A 20,000-nucleotide genomic window follows, 5' to 3' on the forward strand; every position below is an offset into this window, starting at 1 on the left:
TCAGACGAAGAACGTCCCAGTTGCCGATTTGGCTTGGGGCGTTCTTTTTTGTATAAAGGGGGAAAAGTAATGATTAATTCGGATTTTGAAAATGAACATCGGTTGTTACTAGAGCGACATTTGAGTCTCAGAACGGGCGAACGGAAAGGAAGATTACTTAGGGGGCATCAATACGCTGAGAAACTATTACTTAAAAATGTCTGGTGGCCACTATTCGGCAACTTGAAGCATTTGCATCCGGAATATGAGGTGTACGATTGGAATCGCAAGTCACAATTTCTTGATGTAGCTTTCCTCCCACCTTTTGGCCGGTTTGGATTGGAATGCGACGGATTTCAGAGCCATGTTAAAGATATGGATCGGGAGAGGTTCAGCTACTCTTTAAACAGAGAAACTTTTTTAACAGGTATAGGGTGGAAAATCATCCATTTTTCTTTTGATGATGTTCAGAACCGCCCTGAGATTTGCCGAATGCTACTTCAAACTGTTATTGGACCTTCCTTAATCCAGAAAAGTCCGGCAAATTATACCTCTCCCTTAGAAAGAGAGATTATACGTTTAGCGTGGAATTTAGGAAAAGGGATTCGACCCAAGGATGTTATGAACCATTATGATGTTAATTTTCGTACTGCTCGTAAATGGTTGCAGAGTTTAGTGGATAAGGGATACCTGCGGCCTATTATTAAAAATACATATATTTGTTACTATGAACCGATAGAAGGGTTGTCGGAAGGGTTGTTTTAGGGGGTTCGATCCAATGTTATCCAAGTTGGGCATAATGTGAATAGATAAAGGGTGGATTAGTGTATTTGATACAACATTTTATTGTATGTCACGGAATTCCTAGTGAATTGTTGTAAATGTTGCAACTTTTTGTGCCGGTTGTCGATACTAGAGTGTGAGAATGATGCTTTATGTACAACATTTAGTTGTCGAAGCGCTGGATTAGGCAATAAAGTTGCATGTTCTACAACATTCATGGGGTAAAGAGCAATAAGCAAGAAGTCAGCTTCCTGACAGCATTATGACTTTTATTCTATATAAATGTTGGTAAACGCATAGCGCTCAAGTGTGATATTTGATACAATTATCAAGTTAATCAACTAGAAATGACCCGTCAAATGGCGGTTTGGGAGGATATAAATGAAAGAGCAACAAATACGCAGAGAAGACGTGGAGCTATTGGCACCCGCAGGTGATTGGGACTGCATGCGTGCAGCGGTAGCAAACGGAGCGGATGCTATCTTTTTTGGCGTAGAGAAGTTTAATGCACGGGCCAGAGCGAACAACTTTCGCATGGACGAGCTGTCGGAAATTATGGCGTTTTTGCATAGCTATGGTGTGAAGGGCTTTTTGACCTTTAATATACTGGTTTTTGAAAATGAATTGTCTGATGCAAAAGAACTGATTGATGCGTGCGTGGATGCTGGCGTGGACGCAGTAATTGTACAAGATTTAGGTTTGGTCAAAATGATCCGCGAAATCTCACCGGATTTCCCGATTCACGGATCGACACAAATGACCATTACTTCGCCGGAAGCGGTCGAGTTTACTAAACCTTTCAGTTTGGAACGTGTGGTATTAGGTCGTGAGAACAATCTGAAACAAATTCGTACGATCGGAGAGCAAGCCCGCTTACCGATGGAAGTATTCGTACACGGTGCTTTGTGTGTTTCCTACTCAGGTCAATGTCTGACTTCTGAAATGTGGGGCGGACGTTCTGCCAACCGCGGTGAATGTGCGCAGGCTTGCCGCCTGCCTTATGATCTGATGGTGGATGGTGAGGTAAAACCTATGGGAGACGTAACTTATTTGCTCTCTCCTAAGGACCTGGCAGCAATTGATCTAATGCCTGAGCTGATCGAGGCGGGTGTGACTTCTTTTAAAATCGAAGGTCGCCTCAAAAGCCCGGAGTATGTAGCGAATGTAGTTAGTAAGTATCGTAAAGCGATTGATCGGTATTTTGAAGGTGATCTGTCCAAACCTTCGAAGGAGGAGGTGCGCGAGCTGCAACAAAGCTTCTCCCGCGGGTTTACACATGGTTTCCTGGATGGAACGAACAATAAGAAACTGGTAGACGGGACTTTTCCAAAAAGCCGTGGTGTATATTTGGGGACTGTTGAGCAAATTCTGCGTGACGGAGTGGTCTGCCGTATTCATGCACCGCTTAAGCGTGGGGACGGAATTGTTTTTGACGCTGGGGATCCGACGAAAAAAGAAGAAGGCGGTCGTGTCTACGACCTTCGTCGTAAAGGTGTGAAGCTGGAAGGCGAAGCCGGAGAAGGATGGATCATCGACATCGTAGCCGGTCGTAATGATGTGGATCTTCGTCGTCTAAATGTCGGTGACCGCATTTGGAAGACAAATGACCCTGCGTTAGATAAGGCGCTGCGTCAGACTTATGAAACTGAAAAGCCGTACCGGGTATTTCCGGTACATGTTAGAGTGCAAGGCTGCGTCGGCGAGAAGCTGACGACTTGGTGGACGGACGTTCAAAAGAACGTTACCGTCCGTGTGGATTCGGAGCTCGCGCTGGAAGCCGCGCAAAAGCGTCCGATGGATACCGCGCTGCTGGAAGAACAATTCGGCCGCCTGGGCGGGACCGTGTTCCAGCTTGACGCGTTGGAGTCGCATCTGCAAGGCGACGTCATCGTCCCTATGCGCGAGCTGAACAGCATCCGCCGCCAAGCGGTGGAGCTGCTTGCGGGCGAGCGCCCGAAACCGCCCGTCTACGTGAAACGGGCGATCGAGGTTTACGGCGACGCCACCCGCAGGGGGGTCGCTCCGCAGCGCGCTGGTGAAGCGGAGCTCACCGCGCTGTGCCGCAGCCTGCCGCAGGTGCAGGCTGCGCTCGAGGCCGGCGTGAGAAACATCTACGCCGACTTCGAGTTTATCAAGCAGTTCCCGGCAGCGGTAGATGCGGTACGGGCTGCAGGGGCCAGTATAGCGCTGGCCACGCCGCGCATTCATATGCCGGGCGAAAACGGCTACCACGCGAATATTCTTCGCTTGCAGCCGGATGCTGTGCTCGTGCGTAATACAGGCGCGTTATATTATTATCTGCGCCGCCGCCAGGAGCAGCCGGATGCTGTGCATCCACGCCTGATCGGTGATTTCTCACTGAATATCGCCAATCATAAAGCAGTGGATTTGTTCCTTGAGGCTGGCTGTGACATAGTAACGCCATCCTATGACTTGAACATTCAACAGATGGTCGATCTGCTTGAACACAGTGATACGTCCCGGATGGAGGTCGTTATCCATCAGCATTTGCCGATGTTCCATACTGAACACTGTGTGTACTGTACCTTTATGAGTGAAGGCACGGACTTTACGAACTGTGGTCGTCCTTGTGAAGAACACCGTGCTTCTTTGCAAGACCGTATTGGAATGTCACATCCAGTTCGTGTGGATGAAGGCTGCCGTAATACCGTCTATAACGCTGTTGAGCAGTCTGGTGCGGAGTATCTGAATAATTTCCGTGACCTAGGAGTATCTTCATACCGTGTGGAGTTCTTGGAAGAGACGCCAGAGCAAGTGGTAGAGGTAATCAGCCTCTACAGCCGCGCTCTGCGCGGTGAAATCTCTGGTACGCAGGTATGGAAGAGCCTAAAGGCCACTAACCAACTTGGCGTAACGCGTGGGCAATTGGTGAACGCGAAGTAATAAGAGTTAAGAGTTAAGAGTTAAAGATAAGGGCTAAGTAACTACCAGGTAGATGCTGGTATTGCTTAGCCCTTTTTTTAGAATTGATCTCGTCCTCATCCTAATTTGCATATACTAAATAGTAGTATATTATGGGGTCAGCAAAGTATTTAAAATAGCAATAAATGATTATAATTCCTGCCCTCTTATTTCATTGGAATAGATATACAAATATAACAAACACTCTGACATAAATGTGCTGTAACTGCTATAATTGAAAGAAATATGCCATTTTAGGGTACTTACAGATATGTAATTGAAAAGAGTATACGATAGAAGGAGTTAATGTGATGAAGATCCGTAAAGCGATTATTCCCGCCGCAGGTCTCGGCACTCGTTTTTTACCTGCAACTAAAGCAATGCCTAAAGAAATGCTACCGATTGTAGATAAACCAACGATCCAATATATTGTTGAAGAAGCAGTCGCTTCCGGGATCGAGGATATTATTATTGTAACGGGGAAAGGCAAACGTGCGATTGAAGACCACTTTGATAACTCATTTGAACTGGAATTTAACTTGGCTGAGAAGCAGAAGTGGGAGCTGCTTGAATCCGTTCGTAAATCTTCCGAAATGGCCGATATTCATTACATTCGCCAAAAAGAACCAAGAGGTCTCGGACATGCGATTTGGTGTGCACGTAAATTCATAGGAAACGAACCGTTTGCTGTACTACTCGGCGATGATATTGTTGAAGCGGACAAACCGTGCCTCAAACAGATGATTGACATATATGACGAGTATAAATCTTCTATCGTGGGTGTTCAGCCTGTTCCGTGGGAGGAAGTATCACGGTATGGTGTTGTAGATGGTTCTCCTTTGGCGGAACGTGTCTACAAGGCGAATCGTCTAGTAGAGAAGCCGAAGAGAGAAGAAGCTCCTTCTAATTTAGCGATTTTAGGACGATACATCTTAACCCCACGTATCTTCGATATGCTTGGAGAACAGCAGGTGGGTGTAGGTGGAGAGATCCAACTTACAGATGCGATAGCACGTCTAAGCGAGGTTGAACGAATTATTGCCTATGACTTTGAAGGTAAACGTCATGATGTGGGTGAGAAAATGGGCTTTATCCAGACTACCATTCATTATGCACTTCAACACGAGGAGCTTAAAGATGACTTGCTTCGTTATATGAAAGAGCTTGTCGAGAGCGAAGCAGCTAAGGTCGGGCTATAAGTAAATCTCATATAATCTAAAAAAAGGCGCGCCGCTGTTATTACAGTGGCGCGCCTTTATGGTTTCTTTCTTTTATTAAAATTGTGAATTTGTAATTGCCTCAACTTGTGCTGCTTCCGCAGGATCAGCTGCGATCAGCGAATCGTATAGTGCCTGATCCTCGCCACCAGTTTTCGCCAGTGCAGCAAGGTACCAACGAGCAATCTCACGATTGGTTGCATCAGCGAAATCTTGGCTTAAGGCTGTTTTTAAGATGGAGGCTGCAATTTGTATCTTTCCAGACATATATTGCATTTTCCCTACCTTCAGTGTCACATCCGGAGTAAATGTCTTCGAAGGATCATTATCCGCAAGTACATGATCGTAGGCCAAAAGCCCAATAACAAAGCCAGCTTTCATGTTGTCTATTCTATCTGGATTATCTTGTTGTGCATAAGCTGCCTGCCCCAAATCAAATGAACGGCTGATGAGTGAACTGTACCAATTTATATCCCATGGAGTTTCACTGTTCATAATATCCGTGTAATTAGCATCTGAATTAAGCTTGAGAGTGGTCTTCGCCGCATCCTCTTGTCCGGATAAAAGATGCATTTTGCCAACGTTTAAAGCGATAGTTGGCGTTACTGAGAAAGGACGCCCTTGCAGTTGTTCTGGTGGAAGAGTCTTCAGATGTTCAATCCCAGCTAGAACGTGGTTATATGCTTCTTGCGCTTCATTAAAATACTCTTGTTTCTTTGTCTCATCCTTTTGATTAAGTGCCTGCTGACCTAAGGCAAAGGAACGGCTGATTATTGCATCATACCAATCGATATCCCAGTTGAACTTATCTGCGTTGTCACGGTAAATACCCAAGGCGACGTCACTTTGACCTTTCAGATCGTAGTAGCTCACTAATTGGAGCAGAAGATTTTTGTTGTATGGCTCATCTTTGAGTGCGCGAGTTAATACACTGTATGCCTCGTCAAGGAACTGTTCCTGTTGTGTTTGACTAAATACCTGCTGATCCAAGGCTGAAAGATAAATTGTCGATTCTGGATGGCTTGGACGTTTGTTCAAGGTCTCAATCAAAGGAGCTCTAAGCTCTTCGTAGGAAGTGCTATAACTTCTCAATTGTTTAGCTTTCAAAGCAGAGTTACTGGAGCCAATATAGCTGATTGACAAGAACACTAGGAACAAGGTTCCTAAAGAAAGCACAGCGAGGTATCCAAAACGGATGCCCGCTTTATTCCAATTTTTCCGCAGTGGCTTGCTATCCATAACGGAGGCCATTCCGGCAAGGCCAATAAAAACTAGTATTCCCATAAAGGCATAACTCATGTTGAAATCAAGTAGACTGTGCACAAGAATAGATAGCGCAATAATTAAATAGAAGAAACCATTCTCTAATTCATTTTTATCCCGTTTTACATATCCACGAATATATTTATAGAAGATATACAGAATGAAACTCATAAATATGATAAATCCAACAATACCTACTTCAATGAGAAATTGTAAGAAGAAGTTATGCACCTGCCGGCTTGTATAAGGGTTGTTCTGATAATGCTCATACAGTGAGGCCCAGCCCCCTCCACCAGCACCGAGGATCGGATAATCCTTAACCACCTTCACGGCATCCTTATAAAAAGTAATCCGCTCGAGTACGCTATGTTGCTGGAAATTGATGTTCTCGAGGCGAGTCTCCATATTGTCAGGTAAGATGCTTTTTGCACTCGTACCGATAAGCAAGAAAGCTACAATAGCAACTAGAGCGACAGATCCGAGCGGAATCCAAAGACCTGTCCGTTTACGTGACGACCAATTCTCTAGTTTTGCATACAACCATGGTGCGACAAAACGCTGAATGACCCAAGAAAGGCCAGCCACAACTATTGAGGCTCCTAATAGATACGTCCAACCTTTTAAAGCTGAAGAAGAAGTGAAATTAGCATTTAACTCTATTCCTAGGTTAGTAACGGGTGTCGTAATCAGCAAAGCTACAATACCAGCAATTCCTAGATGCACAATCCAAAGGATTTGCTGTGCAGGTTTTAGGAATAGAAGTAGGAGTATGAATACTACAGGTAGCAGGACTAAGCCGCCACGAGATAAGGTTAACAAGATCGACACAATGATGGGAACTAACATAAAGCCATGAGTCAACGTTCCATACCATTTTTTAGAGCGAATAAGCGCAAATATTGCTACAAATAGAAAGGCCATCAAGAAGGCTGCGTACGTATTTGCGTACTGAAAGATCGAAGTCAGACGAAGTCCGTTAGAGTCAGTCATAACTGCATCTAAGTAGACATCATTTCGGACGGTGTTTGAGAACCAGCCCACAAGAGCTCCTGCTAATTTACTGCTGCCTAACCAATTTAAAAGTCCAAAACCCACTATGAAATATGAAATCGCTAATATAGCATTTTGAATGACAACATTTACTTGCTTTTGCTTCATGAGATAAAAGGCTATAATGAAAACTGCGGCATATGTACACTGAATAAATAGCATATTCATCGCCGTGTAATGCGAAACTGCGACAAACAGTGACAGAGCATAGGTCACAGGGAGCAATAATGCTGCCCAAGCTACTAAATCACTCTGCCCTTCAAGCTTGAACTTTTTGTAATACAAGCCAACACAGGCCAGCAGCATCAGTGCGCTTAATAGTGCTGATACATATATTGGCTTCTCGTAATCAACTAGCGATCCATTAAACAATCCCACTTGAAATGGGGTCCAACACAAAAATAGAATAAAACCAACAACTAATGCCCATATCGGACTTGCTATCTTTTCAACATTTCTCGACTGAGCGGCGTTTTTACCGTATACTGGTTTCGACACGTTATAATCTCCTTTTCCTGTAGGTACGACAATATTTTAGCATATTGCTAACTTCTATTACTACTACTATGAATTGCACAATAAAGACCAAGTAAACTAGTACCACTTATTGTATCATCTCTGGACCGTTCTACTAGCGATCATGATTTAGTTAGACAGAATGGCGTGATTTTAAATATATTTTTTTCGAATCAGAGATTATTTCTAAATTTTCGTCATAATTGAAGGGGTATACGAATGAAATTTAAAAAATTGATACTTGCTGTAATGGGACTTATCTTAGTGGTCTTATTCTTTAATATGTTTGCTACATATCAAAAAAATGGAACCAAATTAACTCTTGAGGTTCAATTAAATTCTAACCAGTCCGATGATTACCAACTATTTTATATTATGAATAAGGATCAGGAATGGACAGAAGAACAATCACTTCATCAAAACTATGAGCAAAAGGGAGACTGGGTAAATCTAAAGTATGATTTACCTAAGAATGTATACTCCCTTAGATTAGATGTGGGGAATCAAAAGGCTATAGTTAAGATTAAAGAGGTTAAGTTGAACGGCAACTCAAGTGTAACCATTCCACTTAATGAAATAATAACTCAAGAGCATGAAGTGAAAATAACAAGTCAGAAAGATAAACAAATAGAACTTCAAGTATTAGATTCTGATCCGTATGTAATTTTAGATATTAAAGCCCATCGTGATACGGCAATAGAAGGAACTAGTCTTCTGAATATTTCGATAATCTCATTAAGTAGTGTCGTTGCAACGTTAATTAGTCTTTACATTATAAACTCCATTAAAGAAGTTTATAGATTCTTGAGAGAGATATTTAAGGGTAGAAGGCTGATTTTAAGCCTAGCTAAAAATGATTTTAAAACTAAATATGCGTCTTCCTACTTGGGAATAGTCTGGGGGTTCATTCAACCACTACTAACCATTGTGACCTACTGGTTTGTATTTCAGGTAGGGTTACGAAGTGGTAGTGTATCGGATGTTCCATTTATTTTGTGGTTTATAGTTGCCATAATTCCATGGTTTTTCTTCTCAGAAGCTTTGTCTAGTGCTACAAATGTGTACTCAGAGTATAGTTATCTTGTCAAGAAGGTTGTATTTAAGATTGAACTTCTTCCTATAGTAAAGATTATTTCGGCTTTATTCGTACATTTGTTTTTCATTTTATTTATATTCGTGATGTATACTGGATATGGATATTACCCTGATTTATACAGTTTTCAGATGTTATATTATTTAATTTGTACAATTATGCTTGTTTTTTCGGTGTCTCTAGTCACATCTGCAATTGTGTTGTTTTTTAAAGATTTAAATCAAATCATAATAATAATTTTGCAAATAGGATTTTGGTTCACTCCTATTGGATGGTCATACACTATGTTACCGGATTTTTGGAGTAATGTTTTTAAATTAAATCCAATGTTCTATATTGTAGAAGGCTATAGAGATACTTTCATTTATAGTGTTTCATTTATCCAACATCCCTACTATACTCTTTATTTCTGGATGTTCTGTTTAACAGCACTAGTAGTTGGAATAAAGAGCTTGAAAAAGTTGAAGCCTCATTTTGCAGATGTAATATAAAGTTGTAAAGGTGGAGTAAAGTTTTGAATGAGATAATCGAAATTCAAGATGTTGTAAAATCTTATAAATTATACGATAAACCCATAGACCGCCTGAAAGAGGCTCTTTCCATATCTCATAGAACGTATCACAAAGAATTCAAAGCTCTTAATGGTATCTCATTTAAAGTTGAGAAGGGAGATGCTCTCGGGATTCTAGGTAAAAATGGATCGGGTAAATCAACGCTGTTGAAGTTGATAACAGGAGTCTTATCACCTTCAAGTGGGTCTATACAAGTAAAGGGTAAGATATCTGCAATTTTGGAGTTAGGAGCTGGATTTAATCCAGAGTACAGTGGCAAAGAGAATGTGTACTTAAATGGTCTGATGATGGGCTTTAGCCGTGAAGAAATTGACATCAAAATGAATGATATAATTGAATTTGCAGATATTGGAGAATTTATTGAGCAACCTGTAAAAATTTACTCTAGCGGTATGTTTGCGAGGTTGGCTTTTGCTGTTTCTATTAATGTAGAGCCAGATATACTTATTGTTGATGAGGCTCTTGCTGTTGGGGATGTACGTTTTCAAACGAAGTGTATTGATAAAATGAAAGAGTTGAAGAGTAAGGGGACAACAATATTATTTGTATCCCATGCAACTGAGCAAGTGAAGAGGTTCTGCAATAAAGCAGTTTGGCTTAAGGATGGTATAGTGCAAGCATCAGGAGAATCATCTGAAATTGCTGATCTATATGAAGATTTCATGAAATACAATACTGAGCATATTATGGAAACTGCAATTACCAATGATAATGAGCCAATTCCAGTCGTGCAACAAGATGATTTTATTAGACCGACGAATCCCGATGTATTAGCTTCAATTACAAAAGTGGAACTAAACAAGAATAACTTTAAAACTTTTGATGAGCTAGTAGTGGAAGTTGAATATGAAGTTTATGAAGATGTCATAGAAGATTTATTATTGGGTGTAGCGATATATACTCCAGATCGAGAGTATATATTTGGACCGAATACACACTTAGAGAAAATTGATATTCCGAATAAATTAGGAAGACATAGAGTGAAATATATTATATCTAGTTTGCCGTTACTTGGTGGGACTTTCTGTATAGATGTAGGAATATTCAATAATGAAGGAATAGTATGTCTACACTATAAAGAGAATATTGTGGACTTTATTATAACAAATAAATATATTTCTGAAGGGCTAATATATATGAACCATAGATGGGAAGTGTCAAAATGAAAAACACACTCTTTGATCAATATCAAAGATATAATAATATTCGGAAAATTATTAATGAAATGCGATGTGGTGATGAAAGTTTCCGTATTCTTGAAGTTGGGGCTAATGAACATCGTAATTTAGAAAATTTCTTGCCTTTAGACAAGATAACCTATTTAGATATTCAACTACCGGAAGAACTACAACATGATCCGAGTTATATTCTCGGCGATGCTACAAATATGGATTTCCCAGATGATGAGTATGATGTAATTGTTGCATTGGATGTATTTGAACATATTCCAGTGGAAAAGAGAAATAAATTTATTGATGAGTTATACCGCGTTAGTTCGCAAGTGTGTATTATAACTGCACCATTTCATTCACAACAATCGATAGATGCAGAATCTAGAGTGAACTCGGTCTATAAGAGTTTATTTAAAAAAAATTTCATATGGTTAGAAGAACATATGGACAATGGACTCCCTAATAAGGATTCTCTTAAAGAGTATCTCGAATTAAAAAATATAAGATATATGATGATTGGACATGGAAGAATAAGTATTTGGGAAAAGTTAATGGGGATTCACTTTTTTGCCGCAAAGAATCCGGAATTGGCTGTCTATCGCCAAGAAATTGATAGATTTTATAATTCTTATATATTTGACCATGATTATACGGAAGATTCCTATAGGAAAATTGTTATTTTAGAAAAAGCAAGAAATCTAAACTTATCATTTGAGACATCTTCAGAAATTCCTGCAGAAACATTGAAAACATTAGAAATGATGGAACGCACATTTTATAACCTATGCTCAATGACAGGTGAAAATGAGGAAGAAAATTCCTTTGTGGATAAAGTTCAGATCTTTATAGATTGTGGTGATGGGTTTACAGAGTCAAATAGTGAGTGTTTTCAATTAAATGATGTAGAATTAATGAAGTTTGTTAAAGTTGATCTTCGTGATTTTGATGTTATCAAAGGTATTAGAATTGATCCTTCAGACTACTGTGGTTTTTACAAAATCGATAATCTCAGACTTATTGGGGCTAATAATGATACTGAGATAAAATATCAAATGTCAGGTAGTTTTGATTTTAAAACTTCTAATGTTTATTTGTTTGAAAAAGATGATCCAAATATAATATTAAATTTTGAATCTGAAGTGGACATAGCGCGCATTGAATTCTATATATCGAAATTATCTACAACAGAGATTGTCAATCAATATGTGAGTATGTCAGTTAGTAAAGAAAATGAAATTATGTCTATAAATAATGAATATAAGCAGCAAATAGAGATGAAAGAAGCGCATATAAATAATTTAACTAATGACAAATATATCTTGGAAGAAGAAAATGAAAATCATTTAAAGACGAAGGAAATTTTTATAAGTAATTTATCAGATAATGGCAGGGTAATTGAAAATTTGAATGCTGAAATTGAGCACTTAAGAGCAGGGAGTATTGTAAAAGAAACCGAGAAACAAGAGTTGATCCAACAATTAGTAGAAAAGGAGCAAGAGTTAAGTAGTATTTATAACTCTAAAGCATGGAAGTTAGTGGTTAAAACGAGAAGAATATTGGGGAAATAACTAACAAAAGAAGCGCACTTAGGAGGATTGTATTGAAGATTACAGACATAGTTATTCGAATTTTGACAGTAATAGCGGGTGTGTTTGGTTTTAGATCAACCTTGCACCCCCTTCCCGTATCTGATTTAAAAAAAGTAAATGGAACATGGATTTCATTGGGTACAGATCCAGCATTTATTTTGGAAGGAAAGTTTTATTGCGGCTGGAACATCATATCTTGGAATTCAGTGTGCAGCGATAGTATTCCAGTTAAACTATATTGGGATGATGGTGCGGGGTTTTCGGAAGAAAAAAGTATGAATTTGGCCTCCATTTCTGCAGGTGAAAGTAAGTATAAGAGTATTTTTCACATCCCCATTGGCGTTAAAAAATTGAGACTAGATCCAGGTGATAGGGAATTTGAGTTTAAAATGGAAAAGGTATTGATTAAAAAAACAATTAAACACTATCTGATTTTAAAATCAATTCTGAATATTTTAAAACAACGTGGACTTAATATAAAAACAATCAAAATATTATTGCACAAAGCTTTAACTGTTTATAAAGCCCAAGGGTTAGCGGGTTTAAAACAAAAAATTAAGATTGTACAAGAAAATAAATTAGATACTAATAATAGTTATCAAGTGTGGCTTACTCGAAATGCTGTTACACCAAGTGCTTATCAAGAAGCTAATGAAAGCATGAAGAATTTTAATTATAATCCTTTAATATCAGTTATTCTTCCAGTCTATAATGTGGATGAAGTATGGCTAAGAAAATGTATTGACTCAGTAGTAGGTCAAATTTATACAAATTGGGAATTGTGTATTTCAGATGATGCCTCACCTAAAATGCATATTAAAAATGTGTTAAAAGAATATGAAGAGCAAGATGCAAGGATAAAAGTGGTGTTTAGGAAGACGAATGGTCATATCTCGGAAAACTCGAACTCAGCTCTTCAAATAGCATCAGGAGAATTTATCGCATTATTAGATCATGATGATGAATTAGCTTCAACGGCATTATTTGAGGTAGTGAAATTATTAAATACATATCCTGACGCTGATATGATTTATACAGATGAAGATAAAATAGGAGTTAATGGGGAGAGACATTCCCCATATTTTAAACCAGACTGGTCGCCTGACCTGATTCTTTCTCATATGTATACATGTCATTTAGGTATATATCGGAAAGAAATCGTAGATCAAATAGGTGGATTTAGAAAAGGTTATGAGGGCAGTCAAGATTACGACCTTGTATTAAGGTTTACTGAATTAACTGAGCGTATACATCACTTGCCGAAAATCCTCTATCATTGGAGATCGATTCCTGAATCTACAGCTTCTGGATCAGGTGCCAAGAATTATACACACTACGCAGGAGTAAGGGCTTTAGAAGATACAATTAAAAGAAGAGGTATAGATGGTAAAGTACAAGAAATTGATGGTTATCCTAATATGTACCGAATTCATTACAATTTAAGCGAAGAACCTCTTGTTTCGATAATTATCCCTACAAAGGATGGAAGTGGAATACTAGATCTTTGTTTAGAGTCTATTGTTAATAAAACGAATTATAGCAACTACGAAATAATAATTGTAGATAATGGGAGTAAAGATGAAGAGACATTTTCTGTATTCGAAAAGTGGGAACAACGTTTAAACGATAATCTTAAAATAATTCCTTTAGACATTCCATTTAATTACTCAAAGATTAATAATGTCGCTGTTCAAGCATCAAATGGTTCTTTAATATTGCTGCTTAATAATGATATTGAAATTATAAGTCCAAATTGGTTAGAAGAAATGGTGGGGTACACCCTTCGACCTAATACTGGAGCAGTTGGAGCCAAGCTATATTACCCAGATCGAACTATACAGCATTCAGGTGTAATTATGGGGTTAGGTGGAGTCGCTGGGCACGCTTTTAGAACTTGTAATGAATTCGACCCTGGGTATTTTGGTATGTTATTAACAAATCGTAATAGTTCAGTGGTAACAGCGGCGTGTTTAATGGTAAGAAAAGAAGTGTTTAATGAAGTTGGTGGGCTTGAAGAGGATCTTTCTGTAGCATTTAACGATGTGGACTTTTGCCTCAAATTAATTGATAAAGGGTATTATAATGTTTGCCTAAATAATGTGAGTTTATATCATCATGAATCAAAAACTAGAGGCGCTGAAGATACAGCTGAGAAAAAGGCAAGATTTATGCAAGAAATCGAGTATATGTTAGAAAAATGGCCTGGATATATTAAAGCTGATCCCTACTATAATATAAATCTCTCATTAGAGAGTGATAAGGCTTATTCGTTGAAGATCTAGTTAGAATATAGGTCTAAGTAGCTCTATAAGCTATAAGATGATCGGGATGGGTAAAGAAGAGAATTGCTCTTTTTATTTGGTAATTTAAAGGGGTTAGAGGGATGAGGCTTTATAAGGATACAGTAAATACAATGAAAGAAGAATTATCTTTGTTTTATTCATATATAAAAGTAAATAAAGTTCTATATGTTTTTTTATTTTTTGTAGCGATTTGGGCTTACGGTTTTCCCTTAACTCAATTTACGCTTTCATTAGATGAGGAAAACGCATTATTTAGAGATTTTGGTGCTTCTGTATCTATTTGGAGCTCTCAGGGGCGTTTTGGAATATCAATATTAAAGCTTGTATTTCATAATTGGCAAAGTAATTCCATTACAGCTAGTTTATTGGCTGTTACTGGACTAGTCTTTACCAGTATAATATGGGCTTATGCTTTAAGTAGTTGCATCATCACTAAGGACAAATCTACTAAATTGGATTGGCCAGGATTAGGGCTGGCGTTGGTGTTTCTTACCTTCCCTGCACATTCCGAAAACGTAGGATTTTCTATAATGAGTTTTGAGCTTGGTATAGGATGGATAATGGTTTCTGCGGCCTCATTAATAGTTGCTAAATGGGCAATTATGAAGAAAAATATTAGCTATATGTTAATTGCTCTTTTATTACTTATCTTTGCGATTTCGATATATCAAGCTTTTATGCCAGTGTTTATTTGTGCAGTGATCTTAATTACAATTATGCATTTGATTAACTTACAGAACTCGAGTATTAATGTAAATCTAAAAGATACTGTAGTAGTGGTTTTGAAATATATATTAGTAGCATTTCTAAGTTTGGTTATCTACAAAATAATAGATATTATCATTTCTTTGTTTATACCAAAGTCAGATTATGTGGATGGGTTTTTCCTCTGGGGAAAAGCAAACTCTGTGATTGTAGTTGAAACTCTAATAGAGAATTTTAAAAAACTCATTCTTGGTGACGTTATTTTTGGCAGTAATATTATACTGCCTAGCATCATTCTGAGTGTCTTGATTCTGCTTTTCTTTATATTCAGGGCTCTTAAGAATAACAATACAACAACTACTGCATGGATAATAGCCGCTCTATTGGTGGCATTCATAACGTCACCTTTCTTAATGTCTATAATCTTAGGATCACCCATGCCAATAAGAACTAGCTTTGTTTTGGCTCTGTTTGTATCATCGATTTGGTATTTACTTTACATGCTTACTAAGAAGAGGCTTATACGTAACCTGATTATTTTGGTTTTTGTTACTACAACTATCTATCAGTCTCAATCAATGAGCCAACTATATTATAGTGATTATAATAGATATCAAGATGATATAAAAATTGCTAACCAAATCGGAACTAGAATACTAGAACTTGATTTAGGAGAGACGCCTTCTAAACCTGTTGTTTTTTTGGGAAGTCATGCACAGTTACCAAGAGAAAATATTATCAAACAAGAGATTTTAGGGTTTTCCTTTTTTGAGTGGTATGGAGGGGATAAAGATAGAATAGGTAATTTTATGAGTTCTTTAGGGTACAAATATAAGATTCCAACTGATATTGAAAGAGAGAAGGCGATTAAGTTAGCTGAATTAATGCCTGCGTGGCCATATAAAGGTTCTGTGGCATTAGTCGATGACTTAATAATCGTTAATCTATCAGATAATCCTGAAAAATACGGATTAAATTTAATAAATGATGAGAATAAATCTATGTCTCAATATAAGAAAATTGAAAGTGTAAAGCTAGATAAGGATAATATTGATTTTTTTTCTGACTTGGTTATAGAAAATGCAGAAAGTGATAGTTATATTTTGAAGGCTGGGAATATTGATCCTTATATATCAATATCACTTGCAGAAAAATTAGAAAAGGATTCTTTTGAACATATATCCTTTACCATAGAGTCTAATGTCGAAGGTGACATGCAATTATTTTTACTTCAAGAAAATGAGTCCTATAGTGAAAAATATAGTGGGATTATTAAATTAAAAAAAGGGATGAACAAGATAATTTGTGAAAGACAACAGTTTATGAATAATCTTATATCTCTTCGAATAGATCCTCCTGCCTTATCAGTTATTAAAATTAAGGAAATATCTTTTTATAAATGATTAGCATAATCAGTTAGTAGGATTTGGTTTTCTATATTATGAATTAAATCACGAGGAGATACGAGATGAAATTGGATGGAAATGAGAAGGAAAGTTCAATTAAAGAAAGCAGTGCTCTTGGAGATGAAAGAGGATATCTAACTGTTATAGAAGGGCAAAATACTATTCCGTTTGACATTAAGAGAGTGTTTTATATTTATGGAACCTTACCCGATATACGTCGAGGATTTCACGCTCATTATAAAACTAGACAAGCTCTAATAAGTGTATCAGGGAGCTGTAAAGTTTATTTGGATAACACGAAAAGGAAGACGGACGTGGTTCTAGATTCACCAACTAAAATACTTATACTTGAACCAAATGATTGGCATGAAATGTATGATTTTTCTCCAGATTGCGTATTACTCGTTCTCGCTTCCCACTTATATGATTCGGCAGATTATATTCGTGATTATGACAAATTTATTGAGGTGTATGGGAAATGAAACATTACTTTACACATCCGCAGGCTATTGTCGAATCGGAAAAAATTGGACATAACACCCGAGTTTGGGCGTTTGCACATATCTTACCGAATGCGGTGATTGGTTCAAACTGTAATATTAACGATCATACTTTCATCGAAAATGATGTAATCTTAGGGGATAATGTTACTGTTAAATCAGGAGTGTATATTTGGGATGGTGTTACAGTAGAAGATAATGTTTTTATTGGTCCGAATGTTACTTTTACTAATGATTTGAGACCTCGTTCCAAACAGTACCCAACTGAATTTTTGAAGACTGTGCTTGAGGAATGGGTTTCAATAGGTGCAAATGCAACAATTATAGCAGGGAATACAATTGGTAGGTACGCTATGATTGGAGCAGGGTCTTTAGTGACTAAAAACATTCCAAACAATACGTTATGGTATGGTAATCCAGCCAAATTCAAAGGATATATTTGTAATTGTGGAGAAAAACTCAATAATGAATTGTTATGTTCTGCTTGTAGTAAACAATACTTACTGGAAGATGAAGTTATAGTTGAGCAACACTAAATTAATGAAATAGGTGAACAAAACATGATCCCTTTCCTCGATCTGAAGAAAATCAATCTGCGTCATGAAGAAGCTATATTAAATAGTGTTCGCAAAGTTCTACACTCTGGATGGTATATAATGGGTGAAGAAGTTAAATCATTTGAATCGGAATTTGCTGATTATTGTGGCACCAAATATGCTCTGGGAGTAGCTAATGGATTAGATGCTCTGGAATTAATAATTAGAGCTTATGATATTGGTCCTGGAGACGAAATTATTGTGCCTTCGAATACCTATATTGCATCTATATTATCTATATCTGCGAATGGAGCTACACCTGTGCTAGTAGAGCCTAACTTGCTGACGTATAATATTGACCCTGACAAAATAGAAAAAAGTATAACTCCTAATACAAAAGCGATTTTGGTTGTTCATCTTTATGGTCAAGCATGCAATATGGAGCCAATTAAAAGTATTGCAGAAAAACATGGATTGAAGATAATAGAGGATTGTGCTCAAGCACACGGTGCTGTGTATGCTGAACGAAGAGTTGGGAATTTAGGAGACGCCGCCGCATTTAGTTTCTATCCGGGGAAGAATCTTGGTGCCTTAGGGGATGCTGGAGCAATTACGACAAATGATGAGAAATTGTACAATGATCTTTGCGCTTTAAGAAATTATGGGTCACATAAGAAATACGAAAATATCTTTAAAGGATATAATAGTAGATTAGATGAATTTCAGGCACCTATTCTAAGTGAAAAATTGAAATTTTTGGATCAAGATAATATGTGTAGAAGAAATATAGCATCTTATTATTTGAAAAATATCTGTAATGAACATGTAATATTACCATATGTTGAGGAAGGACCGTTATCACATGTGTGGCATGTCTTCGTTGTTAGAACTCCATTAAGAAGTCATTTTATTAATTATATGAACACTAATGGAATTCAGACCATGATTCATTACCCTATTCCACCTCATAAACAGGAAGCATATAAAGAATGGAATGAATTATCCTTCCCTATTTCTGAGAAAATCCATTCAGAAATTCTTAGTCTTCCAATAAGTCCTGTGATGGATATGGAAGATGTGAAAAGAATTGTGGAGGTTGTAAATGAGTATAAACCGAATTAAATTATCGATTGTTGTACCTATATATTATAACGAGCTGAACATTCCACATACTATCCCACGATTACAGAACTTAGAGAAAATCATTCCGAATTGTGATTTTGAGTTTGTATTTGTAGATGATGGTTCAAAAGACAATTCATTTTCTTTACTAATGGATGCTAAAGAAAAAGATCCCCGTATTAAAGTCATTAAACTAAGTCGTAACTTTGGTTCGATGGCGGCTATACAGGCGGGCTTAAAATATACCACTGGTGATTGTGTTGGTATTATAGCTGCTGATTTACAAGACCCTCCTGAAATGTTTGAAGAAATGTTAGAACATTGGAGAATGGGAAAAAAAGTTGTACTTGGAACAAGAGCAGATCGAGAAGAATCTTTCTCTCAGAAGATGTTTTCAAATACCTATTATTTTTTATTAGAGAAACTAGCATTAAAGGGATATCCAAAAGGTGGATTTGATTTTTTATTAATTGATAAACAGGTTGTACAAGAAGTGTTAGAGATTCAAGAAAAGAATACAAATGTCATGAGTCTTATTTATTGGCTTGGACATGATCAAGTACAAATTCCTTATGTAAGACAAGAAAGAAAACTAGGAAAATCTAGGTGGACACTCTCTAAGAAAATAAAACTTTTTGTTGATTCATTTGTAAGTTTCTCATACACACCTATTCGCTTCATGTCATTCATTGGATTTGCTACAGCTCTTTTGAGTTTTTTATATGGTGTTTTTGTTATATTTAGTACTGTTTTTGGTTTCATTGAGTTACAAGGATGGACTACAATTATAGCGCTAATTACATTTTTATTAGGGATTATAATGATTATGTTAGGGATTATAGGTGAATATCTCTGGAGGATATTAGATGAAAGTAGAGAAAGACCATCCTACGTTGTTGACCAAACTTTTGAATAAACAATTTTTGAAATTTGTCATTAGTGGAGGAATAAATACATTATTTACATATTTGGTTTATTTGCTCCTTCTTCAAGTCCTGAGTTATTCCATGTCTTATACAATCTCATATATCTCGGGTATATTTCTTTCATATTACTTAAATACAATTTTTGTATTTAAAGAAAAAGTTACATTCAGGAAGTTTCTTAAATTTCCGGTCGTATATCTCGTGCAGTATTTAATTAATTTATTAATGTTGTTTGTTTTAGTAGAGTATTTAAATTTATCGAAACAAATCGTACCCTTAATAGTTATTGTAGTGACAATTCCAATTACCTACACACTTTCTAAGCTTATTATTAAAAGTAAATGAA

At 37.2% G+C, this 20,000-nt stretch carries 14 protein-coding genes; 13 read left to right on the forward strand and 1 reads right to left on the reverse strand.

Annotated features, from left to right (window positions below; all coding sequences use genetic code 11):
• Positions 1 to 69 precede the first annotated feature (69 nt).
• The 3 genes from MHH60_RS21150 to galU all read left to right on the forward strand — a co-directional run bounded on the left by MHH60_RS21150 (position 70) and on the right by galU (position 4,883).
• Positions 70 to 744: a hypothetical protein gene (locus MHH60_RS21150; RefSeq protein ID WP_076137315.1), complete on the forward strand. Its 675-nt coding sequence runs from the start codon at positions 70 to 72 to the stop codon at positions 742 to 744.
• A 399-nt stretch (positions 745 to 1,143) separates the two neighbouring features.
• Positions 1,144 to 3,666, forward strand: a complete 2,523-nt coding sequence (locus MHH60_RS21155; protein ID WP_076137317.1) for a U32 family peptidase — start codon at positions 1,144 to 1,146, stop codon at positions 3,664 to 3,666.
• A gap of 329 nt (positions 3,667 to 3,995) precedes the next feature.
• On the forward strand, positions 3,996 to 4,883 hold the full coding sequence (gene galU, locus MHH60_RS21160) for a UTP--glucose-1-phosphate uridylyltransferase GalU (protein WP_076099650.1): 888 nt from the start codon (positions 3,996 to 3,998) through the stop codon (positions 4,881 to 4,883).
• A 75-nt stretch (positions 4,884 to 4,958) separates the two neighbouring features.
• Here the strand turns inward: galU and MHH60_RS21165 are convergent, their stop codons facing one another.
• A complete protein-coding gene (locus MHH60_RS21165; RefSeq protein ID WP_076137319.1) occupies positions 4,959 to 7,712 on the reverse strand; it encodes an O-antigen ligase family protein in 2,754 nt (917 codons plus the stop codon).
• Positions 7,713 to 7,949: 237 nt separating this feature from the next.
• On the opposite strand from MHH60_RS21165, the gene MHH60_RS21170 reads away from it, so the two are divergent.
• The 10 genes from MHH60_RS21170 (at position 7,950) to MHH60_RS21215 (ending at position 19,999) form a co-directional block, all read left to right on the forward strand.
• Positions 7,950 to 9,314 (forward strand): ABC transporter permease, encoded by a 1,365-nt coding sequence (locus MHH60_RS21170; protein WP_076137321.1) that lies wholly within the window; start codon positions 7,950 to 7,952, stop codon positions 9,312 to 9,314.
• Between the two features lie 23 nt (positions 9,315 to 9,337).
• Entirely contained in the window at positions 9,338 to 10,561 is a 1,224-nt protein-coding gene (locus MHH60_RS21175) for an ABC transporter ATP-binding protein (RefSeq protein ID WP_076137323.1), read from the forward strand.
• Positions 10,558 to 12,135 (forward strand): methyltransferase domain-containing protein, encoded by a 1,578-nt coding sequence (locus MHH60_RS21180; RefSeq protein ID WP_076137325.1) that lies wholly within the window; start codon positions 10,558 to 10,560, stop codon positions 12,133 to 12,135. The genes MHH60_RS21175 and MHH60_RS21180 overlap by 4 nt, the downstream gene beginning before the upstream one ends.
• 32 nt (positions 12,136 to 12,167) lie before the next feature.
• Positions 12,168 to 14,438 carry a glycosyltransferase family 2 protein gene (locus MHH60_RS21185; RefSeq protein WP_143766751.1) on the forward strand — a complete coding sequence of 757 codons (2,271 nt, stop codon included), beginning with the start codon at positions 12,168 to 12,170 and terminating at the stop codon, positions 14,436 to 14,438.
• 131 nt (positions 14,439 to 14,569) lie between these two features.
• The gene (locus MHH60_RS21190; protein WP_179088932.1) at positions 14,570 to 16,567 is read left to right on the forward strand and encodes a glucosyltransferase domain-containing protein; all 1,998 of its coding nucleotides are present in this window, start codon (positions 14,570 to 14,572) and stop codon (positions 16,565 to 16,567) included.
• A 65-nt stretch (positions 16,568 to 16,632) separates the two neighbouring features.
• Complete coding sequence (locus MHH60_RS21195; protein ID WP_076137329.1) at positions 16,633 to 17,052, forward strand: sugar 3,4-ketoisomerase; 420 nt, start codon at positions 16,633 to 16,635, stop codon at positions 17,050 to 17,052.
• Positions 17,049 to 17,606, forward strand: coding sequence for an acyltransferase (locus tag MHH60_RS21200; protein WP_076137331.1), 558 nt, complete (start codon positions 17,049 to 17,051; stop codon positions 17,604 to 17,606). Before MHH60_RS21195 ends, MHH60_RS21200 begins: the two co-directional genes overlap by 4 nt.
• Positions 17,607 to 17,630: 24 nt before the next feature.
• Positions 17,631 to 18,728 (forward strand): DegT/DnrJ/EryC1/StrS family aminotransferase, encoded by a 1,098-nt coding sequence (locus MHH60_RS21205; protein WP_076137333.1) that lies wholly within the window; start codon positions 17,631 to 17,633, stop codon positions 18,726 to 18,728.
• On the forward strand, positions 18,709 to 19,644 hold the full coding sequence (locus MHH60_RS21210; RefSeq protein WP_076137335.1) for a glycosyltransferase family 2 protein: 936 nt from the start codon (positions 18,709 to 18,711) through the stop codon (positions 19,642 to 19,644). The genes MHH60_RS21205 and MHH60_RS21210 overlap by 20 nt, the downstream gene beginning before the upstream one ends.
• Complete coding sequence (locus MHH60_RS21215) at positions 19,595 to 19,999, forward strand: GtrA family protein (RefSeq protein WP_076099640.1); 405 nt, start codon at positions 19,595 to 19,597, stop codon at positions 19,997 to 19,999. The genes MHH60_RS21210 and MHH60_RS21215 overlap by 50 nt, the downstream gene beginning before the upstream one ends.
• Position 20,000 lies beyond the last annotated feature (1 nt).

Source organism: Paenibacillus sp. FSL H7-0716 (genome assembly GCF_038002705.1).
Taxonomy (GTDB): domain Bacteria; phylum Bacillota; class Bacilli; order Paenibacillales; family Paenibacillaceae; genus Paenibacillus_AQ; species Paenibacillus_AQ odorifer.

What these genes read in the sequence shown, in the direction of transcription:
- MHH60_RS21150 (WP_076137315.1), top strand. Translation starts at nt 70, where the DNA reads ATGATTAATTCGGATTTTGAAAATGAACATCGGTTGTTACTAGAGCGA.
- MHH60_RS21155 (WP_076137317.1), top strand. Translation starts at nt 1,144, where the DNA reads ATGAAAGAGCAACAAATACGCAGAGAAGACGTGGAGCTATTGGCACCC.
- galU (WP_076099650.1), top strand. Translation starts at nt 3,996, where the DNA reads ATGAAGATCCGTAAAGCGATTATTCCCGCCGCAGGTCTCGGCACTCGT.
- MHH60_RS21170 (WP_076137321.1), top strand. Translation starts at nt 7,950, where the DNA reads ATGAAATTTAAAAAATTGATACTTGCTGTAATGGGACTTATCTTAGTG.
- MHH60_RS21180 (WP_076137325.1), top strand. Translation starts at nt 10,558, where the DNA reads ATGAAAAACACACTCTTTGATCAATATCAAAGATATAATAATATTCGG.
- MHH60_RS21190 (WP_179088932.1), top strand. Translation starts at nt 14,570, where the DNA reads ATGAAAGAAGAATTATCTTTGTTTTATTCATATATAAAAGTAAATAAA.
- MHH60_RS21195 (WP_076137329.1), top strand. Translation starts at nt 16,633, where the DNA reads ATGAAATTGGATGGAAATGAGAAGGAAAGTTCAATTAAAGAAAGCAGT.
- MHH60_RS21200 (WP_076137331.1), top strand. Translation starts at nt 17,049, where the DNA reads ATGAAACATTACTTTACACATCCGCAGGCTATTGTCGAATCGGAAAAA.
- MHH60_RS21205 (WP_076137333.1), top strand. Translation starts at nt 17,631, where the DNA reads ATGATCCCTTTCCTCGATCTGAAGAAAATCAATCTGCGTCATGAAGAA.
- MHH60_RS21210 (WP_076137335.1), top strand. Translation starts at nt 18,709, where the DNA reads ATGAGTATAAACCGAATTAAATTATCGATTGTTGTACCTATATATTAT.
- MHH60_RS21215 (WP_076099640.1), top strand. Translation starts at nt 19,595, where the DNA reads ATGAAAGTAGAGAAAGACCATCCTACGTTGTTGACCAAACTTTTGAAT.